The following is an 8,128-nucleotide window of genomic DNA, read 5'->3' on the forward strand; positions in this document are numbered from 1 at the left end:
ACTCGGCATCTCGCGATCGCGGCTTCAGGCCTGGGACGAGAAGCGATTGCTGGTCGTTGGTCCGGACGGGGCCAAAGCCTTACGCAAGCCGGCACGCGCGGGAACGGCGATCCGCATCGATCTGGCCGGCGAAACCGACCGCGACGCCATCATCTCGGCCGCCGGCGGGTAAAAAAGGGAGGGAGCAACACTCCCTCCCTCGATAATTGTTTCCGGAGAAAAAAGCTTACGCCGCGCCGACCACTTTCGCCGACTTCTCAAAACGCTTGCGCTCGTTCGGGTCGAGATAGAGCTTGCGCAGGCGGATGGTCTTCGGCGTCACCTCGACCAGCTCGTCGTCCTGGATCCAGGCCAGCGCGCGTTCCAGCGTCATGCGGATCGGCGGCGTCAGTTTCACGGCTTCGTCCTTGCCGGCGGCGCGGATGTTGGTCAGCTTCTTGCCCTTCAGCACGTTCACTTCGAGGTCGTTGTCGCGTGAATGGATGCCGATGATCATGCCCTGATAGACTTTGACGCCCGGATCGATGACCATCGGGCCGCGGTCTTCCAGGTTCCACATGGCATAGGCGACCGATTCACCCTGTTCATTGGAGATCAGCACGCCGTTGGTGCGGCCCGGCAGCTCGCCCTTGTAGGGCTCGTAGGCATGGAACAGCCGGTTCATGACAGCGGTGCCGCGCGTGTCGGTCAACAGCTCCGACTGGTAGCCGATCAGGCCGCGCGTCGGCGCGTGGAAGACGATGCGCTGGCGGTTGCCGCCTGACGGGCGCAGCTCGACCATCTCGGCCTTGCGCTCCGACATCTTCTGCACGACGACACCGGCGTGCTCCTCGTCGACGTCGATAACGACTTCCTCGACCGGCTCCAGCAATTCGCCATTGTCGCCTTTCTGCATGACGACGCGCGGACGCGACACGGCAATCTCAAAACCTTCGCGGCGCATCGTCTCGATCAGCACGGCAAGCTGCAATTCGCCTCGCCCGGAGACGAAGAACGAATCCTTATCAGGCGATTCCTCGATCTTCAGCGCGACATTGCCTTCGGCCTCGCGCAGCAGGCGGTCGCGGATGACGCGGCTGGTCACCTTGTCGCCTTCGGTGCCAGCCAACGGGCTGTCGTTGACGAGGAACGACATCGTCACGGTCGGCGGATCGATCGGCTGCGCATGCAGCGGCTCGGTCACCGACAGGTCGCAGAACGTGTCGGCGACGGTTCCTTTCGACAGGCCGGCAATGGCGACGATGTCGCCCGCCTGCGCCTCGTCGATCGGCTGGCGCTCGAGCCCGCGGAAAGCCAGGATCTTCGAGATGCGGCCGGTTTCGACCTGGGTGCCGTCATGGTGCAGCACCTTGACCGCCTGGTTGGATTTCAGCGTGCCGGATTCGATGCGGCCGGTGATGATGCGGCCGAGGAACGGATTGGCCTCCAGGATGGTGCCGATCATCCGGAACGGGCCGGGATGAACGGTCGGCGCCGGCACGTGCTTGATGACGAGGTCGAACAGCGGCGAGAGGCCCTGGTCCTTCGGCCCTTCGGGGTTTTCCGAGACCCAGCCGTCGCGGCCTGAACCGTAAAGGATCGGGAAGTCGAGTTGCTCGTCGGTCGCGTCGAGCGCTGCAAACAGGTCGAACACTTCGTTGACCACCTCGACATGGCGGGCGTCCGGCCGGTCGATCTTGTTGATGACGACGATCGGCTTCAACCCGACCTTGAGCGCCTTGCCGACGACGAATTTGGTCTGTGGCATCGGCCCTTCGGCGGCGTCGACCAGCACGATGGCCGAATCCACCATCGACAGGATGCGCTCCACCTCGCCGCCGAAATCGGCGTGGCCGGGGGTGTCGACGATGTTGATGCGGGTATCCTTCCAGTCGACCGACGTCGCCTTGGCCAGGATGGTGATGCCGCGTTCTTTTTCGAGATCGTTCGAATCCATGGCGCGTTCGGCGACGCGCTGGTTGTCGCGGAACGAGCCGGACTGCTTCAGGAGCTGGTCGACGAGGGTGGTTTTTCCATGGTCGACGTGCGCGATGATCGCGATATTACGAATTTTCATGTTGTGGTCTCGGGAGCGTTGCAGGCAGCAGGCCAAAAGGCGCTGCCTCTTTCGGTTGGGCGGCTCATACAGGGTTTTTCGCAATTGCGAAAGAGGAGGCGTGCCACCAAATACATGGTCACCAAATCTTAAGCGTCTTGGTGTGAAATGAAATTATTAACCAAAGCGGAACCTTTCAGGGTCGGGACAGTTCAAATTTCATGACCAATACGGGCATCAGATACCGGCCAATCCTTGCATGGGCAGCCCTCGCCGTTCTGCTTGCGGCAGGCGCGGCGCAGTCGGCCGCGACGCTGAAGGAGACGCCGCCTGCCCTGCCGTCCGATACGCGTTCGGCGGAGCAGTTGTTTGCCGATGCGCCCGATGGCGTCGACCCGGTAGTGACCGGGCCGGTTAGCGCCGCCTTCAAGCAGAGGCAGGAAAATGCCGGCTGCGACAGCGCGGTCTGGCCTAAGATTCCAACCGTCTGCTATCCGGACTAGAGCCTGATCCATCCCGACAGAATCGGGATGGGGCTCTATCTTCTTGTTTGACCATGATCTTCTCCGAAAACCGGTTCCCACTTTTCGGGATCATGGTTTGGCTCACGCCGATCGCACCGGATCGAGCGCGACCTTGTAGAGTTCATTGTCGTCGCGGTCCATAAGCCGCACAGTCATCTGTTCAGTGGCGCCGTCGATATCGACGAGGCCGAAGAACTGCAGGCCGGCCGACGGTGGCAGGTTCTGCCCCTGCTCGGCAGTTGGCGCCTTGATGAATTTCAGCTCCGGGCCGAAGGTCATGTCGAAATCATTGGGTCCATACGTGCCGGCATGGAGCGGACCCGAGACGAACTCCCAGAACGGATTGAAGTCCTGGAACTGCGCCTTGTCTGGATTGTAGTAGTGGGCCGCCGTGTAGTGCACGTCGGCGGTCAGCCAGACGGTGTTGCTGATACCAGCGTTCTTTATGTAGCGAAGGAGGTCGGCAATTTCCAGCTCGCGGCCCTTGGCCGGGCCATTGTCGCCATTGCTGACGGCCTCGGCGCCGGCCTTCTTGGTGGCGTCGTTCCAGACGACGAGACCGAGCGGCATGTCGGCGGCGATGATTTTCCAGGTCGCGTTGGAGTTTGCCAGTTCGCGCTTCAGCCATTTGGTCTGCTGTTCGCCGAGAATGCGCGATTGCGGGGTCATCGTATCCTGCATGCCAAGGCCATTGGCGCCGCGATAGGAACGCATGTCGAGGAAGAACACGTCGAGCAGCGGCCCGTAGGCGATCTTGCGATAGACGCGGCCCGGTTCCGACGGCTCGTAGCGGATCGTCGTCATCTCGTGGAAGGCGCGTGCCGCGCGTGCCGCCAGCACATGGATGTTTTTTTCCGAGTAGCGGTCGTCGGCGCTCAGGTCCTTCGAATCCGACCAGTTGTTCACCACCTCGTGGTCGTCCCACTGGTAGAAGGTCGGGCAGATGGCGTTGAGCCCCAGCACATGTCCGTCCATCAAATTGTATTTCCACTGGCCCCGGTACTCGTCCAGCGTCTCGGCAACCTTGCGCTTTTCGTCGATGAGGACGGTGTTCTTCCACTTGCCGCCACCGGGAATGTCGACCTCGTCCTTCATCGCGCCGTCGGCGTAGATGGTGTCGCCGGAATGCAGGAAGAAGTCGGGCGTGTGCTTGCCGATCGTGGCATAGGTCTTCATGCCGGTGTCGTCGATGCCCCAACCCTGGCCGGCGGTATCGCCCGACCAGGCGAACCGGATGTCACGCTTCGAGGCCGGCGCCGTGCGGAAGCGGCCGACGATCGGCTCGGAGACGGCGTTGATGTCGGCGAGATCGGCCGCTGTCATGCGGTAGAATATATCCTGATCCGAGGCGAGGTCGGTGAGCAGCCGTTTTACCGTGTAATCGCTGGCCGGCGACGTATCGAGCGGCGCAAGGCGGACGGCGTTGGCGAAATTCTCCGTCGAGGAGACTTCAAACACGACGCGCGACGGGCGATCGGTGCGCGTCCAGACCATGCCACTGGTGGCGTCGACGTCGCCTGACTGGACACCATGGGTGAAGGCCGGCCGCTGATTGGCGCGGGAATAGTAGGGCAGCGCGAGGCCCGAGGCGCCGATGAGGCCAACGGCGCTCGCCGACGTGACGAAAGCGCGCCGCGTCATCGAAATTTTGTTCATGGCTGTCTCCTGGATGGCGTTGAACGTCGCCGCCAAGGTCCAGCGTCAATGTTTCAGGCACATCTCGAAACCATGAAGGTTTGATAACAATGGACAGGTGATCTCCCCCCTTGAGGGGGAGATGTCGCCGAAGGCGACAGAGGGGGTCGTCTCGCGTGAAGCGCCAACCTCCTGCGTCTGCGATAAGGGGCCGAGCCCGGTCGGACCGACCCCCTCTGGCCGCGTCGCGGCCATCTCCCCCTCAAGGGGGGAGATTAGCGCTCGGCCGTCGCAGCTCAAGCCGCCTGCGGTTCCGGGTTGAAGGCCGGACGGCTGGTGTTGATCAACAGCGAGATGCAGGCTGCGGCTATTGCCGTCATGCCGGCGATGAGGAAGGCGAGCTCGTAATTGCCCTGCAATTCGCGCATCGTGCCGCCGAAGAAGGCGGCGGTCGCCGCACCCACCTGATGGCCGGCGACGATCCAACCAAAGACGATCGGTCCACTACGATCACCGAACGCCTCGTTTGACAGCCTGAGCGTCGGCGGCACGGTTGCGATCCAGTCCAATCCGTAGAGCACGGCGAAGATGATCAGGCTGGTCGACGAGAAGCCGGAATAAGGCAGATAGATCAGCGACAGGCCGCGAATGCCATAATAGACGCCGAGCAGCTTGCGCGGGTCGAAGCGGTCGGTGAGCCAGCCCGACAGCGTCGTGCCGATCAGGTCGAAGATGCCCATCAGCGACAGCAGGCCGGCAGCTTGCACTTGGCCGATGCCCATGTCGCCGCAAAACGCGATCAGGTGCGTGCCGACCAGGCCATTGGTGGTGAAGCCGCAGATGAAGAAGGTGGCGAACAGATACCAGAACACGCGGGTGCCGGCGGCACGGCGCAGCGTGCTGAGCGTGTGGGTGAGAAAATTGCCCTGCGAGGCCGGCGGAACCGGCGGCACGTCGTCGGCGTCAGCACCGTAGCGCACCATGCCGATCGAAGCTGGACGCTCCGGCACCAGCAGCCAGACCAGCGGCACCAGGCAAGCGGTGGCCACCGCAATGGCGATGGCGACCGGCTTCCAGCCGCCCGACTGGGCGAGCGCTGCGAGCAGTGGCAGGAACACCAGCAGGCCGGTGGCGGCGGAGGCCGACATCAGTCCCATCACCAGGCCGCGATTGGTTTTGAACCAGCGGTTGACGATGGTGGCGCCAAGCACCGTGGCGACCGCGCCCGAACCGACGCCGGAGAATACGCCCCAGGTGAGAAGCAGGTGCCACGGCTCGGTCATCAACAGGCTGAGCGCCGTCGAGCCCGACATCACCACCAGCGATGCCAGCAGCGTGCGGCGCAGCCCGACCCGTTCCATCAGTGCCGCGGCAAACGGCCCGGTTAGGCCGTAGAGGAAGATGCCGATGGCCGCGGCGAGCGAGACGACATCGCGCCGCCAGCCGAAACTCTCCTCCAGCGGCAGCATCATGACGGCCGGCGCCGACCGCAGGCCCGCCGCGATCAGCAGGCAAAGGAAAATGACGGCAACCACGACGAAAGCGTAGCGCTGGCCAAACGGGCGGGATTGAGCTATCATGTTACTGACCGGTACGTTGCAGTTACACCGAGGTATACGTACCGACCGGTAACATTGTCAAGCAGGCCACGGCACATCCAAAATGAAAAGCATTGAACCAACGATCAAAGCGGATGAAGTGACACCGCCCCGCGCCGGCGAAAAAATCCTTCGCGTTGCCCGCGACCTGTTCTACCGGCAAGGCATCAGGGCGATCGGCGTCGACGAGATCGTGCGGCGTGCCGGCGTCACCAAGCCCAGCCTCTATCGCAGCTTTCCCTCCAAGGACGAATTGGCCGCGTCCTATCTGCGGCAATACGACCTCGAGTTCTGGGCCCGCTTCGACGAGGCAGTGGCTGCCCATCCCGGCGATCCGCGCGCGCAGATCGCCGCATTCCTGACCCGCATCGGCAAGCGCACGCAAAGACCAGACTATCGCGGCTGCGGCATGACCAATGCGGCGGTCGAGTATCCCGAGCACGGCCATCCGGCCCGCGTGGTGAGCGAGGCCAACAAGCAGGAACTGCGACGACGCCTGCGCGCCATGGCGGCGGCAATGGGTGCCGGCGACGCCGACACGCTGGGCGACGGGCTGCTGCTCCTGATCGAGGGCGCCTATATCAGCGGCCAGCTGTTCGGTGCCGGCGGACCGGCAAAATCGGTGGCCCGGAACGCCGACCTGCTGATCGAAGCGAGCTTGCAGAAATAGCGTTTGACGATACGCTACGGCAGCCCGAAACGGAGTTGCCTGCGATGCGAGCCCTTTTGATGATTTCGCTAGCCCTCGCCGGCCTCTGCCAGACCGCCCAGGCCGGCGACATTTCCAGTGCCTACACCGATCTCGACTCGAAGAAGGACTGCGTGACTTATGCGCAGGCCGAGGAAGGCGATGGCGACTGGGCCAGTCTCGTCTGTTCGGGCTATCGCGGGTACCCAGTGCTGATCTCTTACGACGACGCCCGGGAATCGCTGTTCTATGGTTTTCCGCCCAGCGACATGACCACGGTCTGGGAAAGTTTTGTCGGGCTTAATTCGGCTGGACCAAAGCTCGAGTGGCGCATCGAGACGAACGGCGACCTCGCCATTCCCTTCGCGGTCATCCACCGTCGCTCGATCAGCGATCCCGAGGGGGAGAACAAACCGACCGACGTGCTGATCGTCGCCAAGGTCGCCCAGCCGGAGAAGTATGAGGGCTGCACCGTCGGACTGGTGCTGGCCACCGGCAATCCCGCAGCCAACGATGAGGCGCGCAAGCTCGCTGACGAGAAGGCACGCAGCTTTGCCTGCGGCAAGGACAAGCGCGCGATGATCGGCGACGTGCCCGCTTTCGGCCGCGTCGACAATTGAGCATGACCCCGAAAATCATGCTCGAACTAAAAGAAGCCTAGTTCCGACGGGTACGCCGGTGGCCTACTTGCTTTTCTTCGCCCGCTCGATCGCCTCGACGATCATCTTCTTGGCGTAGGCGGCATCGTGCCAGCCCTCGATCTTGACCCATTTGCCGGGTTCGAGATCCTTGTAGTGCTCGAAGAAATGCTGCACCTGGTCACGCGTGATGTCCGGCAGCTGCGTGTATTCGGTGACGTTCTGATAGCGTAGCGTCAGCTTGGGCGAAGGCACCGCGATGACCTTCTCGTCCTGGCCGGAATTGTCCTCCATCACCAGCACGCCGATCGGCCGCACATTGATGACGCAGCCTGGCACCAGCGCGCGCGTGTTGCAGACCAGCACGTCGATCGGGTCGCCGTCACCCGACAGCGTGTGCGGCACGAAGCCGTAGTTGCCGGGATAGCGCATCGAGGTATGCAGGAAGCGGTCGACGAACAGCGTGCCGGCCTCCTTGTCCATCTCGTACTTGATCGGCTCGCCGCCGATCGGCACCTCGATGATGACGTTGACGTCCTCCGGCGGGTTCTTTCCGATGGCTATGGCTTCGATACGCATGGCTTTTGTCCCTCTTTCGATTGGAAACCGATAGCGGGCGGGGGCGCATGGTGCAATGCGGCGAATGGTACTGAAAACAGCTGAGGGTGTTAGCGAGAGGAGTGTCGAGCCGTCATTCCCAGACGAAGGCGACCTTCTTCAGCGCCTTCTGCTCGAAGACCTCGACACCCTCGGCGACGTCGCGGCCGCCGGCGCCGGCATAGAAGGTGAGCGCGTTCTGATTGTCCTCCAGCGCCCACACCACCATGCCTTTCAGCCCGTGGTCAGCCAGTCGCGCCCGTGCGGCTGAGAAAAGGCGGCTGCCGAGCCCGATGCCCTGATATTCCGGGCGCACGTAAAGTTCGTAGATCTCGCCCTGCTGCTTGAGCTCGCGGGCGCGGTTCTTGCCGATGGTGGCATAGCCGGCGATCTTGCCGCCGATCTCGACGACC

At 62.9% G+C, this 8,128-nt stretch carries 8 protein-coding genes; 3 read left to right on the forward strand and 5 right to left on the reverse strand.

Translation table 11 applies throughout. The features are described from left to right. Positions 1 to 226: 226 nt before the first annotated feature. On the reverse strand, positions 227 to 2,056 hold the full coding sequence (gene typA / locus EOC93_RS30540; protein ID WP_127206483.1) for a translational GTPase TypA: 1,830 nt from the start codon (positions 2,054 to 2,056) through the stop codon (positions 227 to 229). Between the two features lie 200 nt (positions 2,057 to 2,256). Here typA and EOC93_RS30545 point away from each other — a divergent pair, with 200 nt between their 5' ends. After that, entirely contained in the window at positions 2,257 to 2,538 is a 282-nt protein-coding gene (locus EOC93_RS30545; protein WP_095487629.1) for a hypothetical protein, read from the forward strand. Positions 2,539 to 2,640: 102 nt separating this feature from the next. Here the strand turns inward: EOC93_RS30545 and EOC93_RS30550 are convergent, their stop codons facing one another. Both EOC93_RS30550 and EOC93_RS30555 read right to left on the reverse strand, forming a co-directional pair. Then, on the reverse strand, positions 2,641 to 4,215 hold the full coding sequence (locus tag EOC93_RS30550) for an alkaline phosphatase (protein ID WP_127206484.1): 1,575 nt from the start codon (positions 4,213 to 4,215) through the stop codon (positions 2,641 to 2,643). 275 nt (positions 4,216 to 4,490) lie between these two features. Next, positions 4,491 to 5,774: an MFS transporter gene (locus tag EOC93_RS30555; protein ID WP_126104455.1), complete on the reverse strand. Its 1,284-nt coding sequence runs from the start codon at positions 5,772 to 5,774 to the stop codon at positions 4,491 to 4,493. A gap of 82 nt (positions 5,775 to 5,856) precedes the next feature. Between EOC93_RS30555 and EOC93_RS30560 the strand changes: the two genes are divergently transcribed. Together EOC93_RS30560 and EOC93_RS30565 are read left to right on the forward strand one after the other, a co-directional pair. Next, positions 5,857 to 6,462, forward strand: a complete 606-nt coding sequence (locus tag EOC93_RS30560) for a TetR/AcrR family transcriptional regulator (protein WP_126104454.1) — start codon at positions 5,857 to 5,859, stop codon at positions 6,460 to 6,462. A gap of 44 nt (positions 6,463 to 6,506) precedes the next feature. After that, complete coding sequence (locus tag EOC93_RS30565; protein WP_095487637.1) at positions 6,507 to 7,100, forward strand: hypothetical protein; 594 nt, start codon at positions 6,507 to 6,509, stop codon at positions 7,098 to 7,100. 63 nt (positions 7,101 to 7,163) lie between these two features. Here the strand turns inward: EOC93_RS30565 and ppa are convergent, their stop codons facing one another. After that, a complete protein-coding gene (gene ppa, locus EOC93_RS30570; RefSeq protein ID WP_095487639.1) occupies positions 7,164 to 7,697 on the reverse strand; it encodes an inorganic diphosphatase in 534 nt (177 codons plus the stop codon). A gap of 112 nt (positions 7,698 to 7,809) precedes the next feature. Then, on the reverse strand, positions 7,810 to 8,128 hold a 319-nt coding region (locus tag EOC93_RS30575), incomplete at its 5' end, for a GNAT family N-acetyltransferase (RefSeq protein WP_245461588.1).

Source organism: Mesorhizobium sp. M6A.T.Ce.TU.002.03.1.1 (assembly GCF_003997275.1).
Taxonomy (GTDB): Bacteria; Pseudomonadota; Alphaproteobacteria; order Rhizobiales; family Rhizobiaceae; genus Mesorhizobium; species Mesorhizobium mediterraneum.

Coding starts and splice junctions, on each gene's coding strand:
- typA (WP_127206483.1), bottom strand. CDS start 2,056: ATGAAAATTCGTAATATCGCGATCATCGCGCACGTCGACCATGGAAAA.
- EOC93_RS30555 (WP_126104455.1), bottom strand. CDS start 5,774: ATGATAGCTCAATCCCGCCCGTTTGGCCAGCGCTACGCTTTCGTCGTG.
- EOC93_RS30565 (WP_095487637.1), top strand. CDS start 6,507: ATGCGAGCCCTTTTGATGATTTCGCTAGCCCTCGCCGGCCTCTGCCAG.
- EOC93_RS30550 (WP_127206484.1), bottom strand. CDS start 4,215: ATGAACAAAATTTCGATGACGCGGCGCGCTTTCGTCACGTCGGCGAGC.
- ppa (WP_095487639.1), bottom strand. CDS start 7,697: ATGCGTATCGAAGCCATAGCCATCGGAAAGAACCCGCCGGAGGACGTC.
- EOC93_RS30545 (WP_095487629.1), top strand. CDS start 2,257: ATGACCAATACGGGCATCAGATACCGGCCAATCCTTGCATGGGCAGCC.
- EOC93_RS30560 (WP_126104454.1), top strand. CDS start 5,857: ATGAAAAGCATTGAACCAACGATCAAAGCGGATGAAGTGACACCGCCC.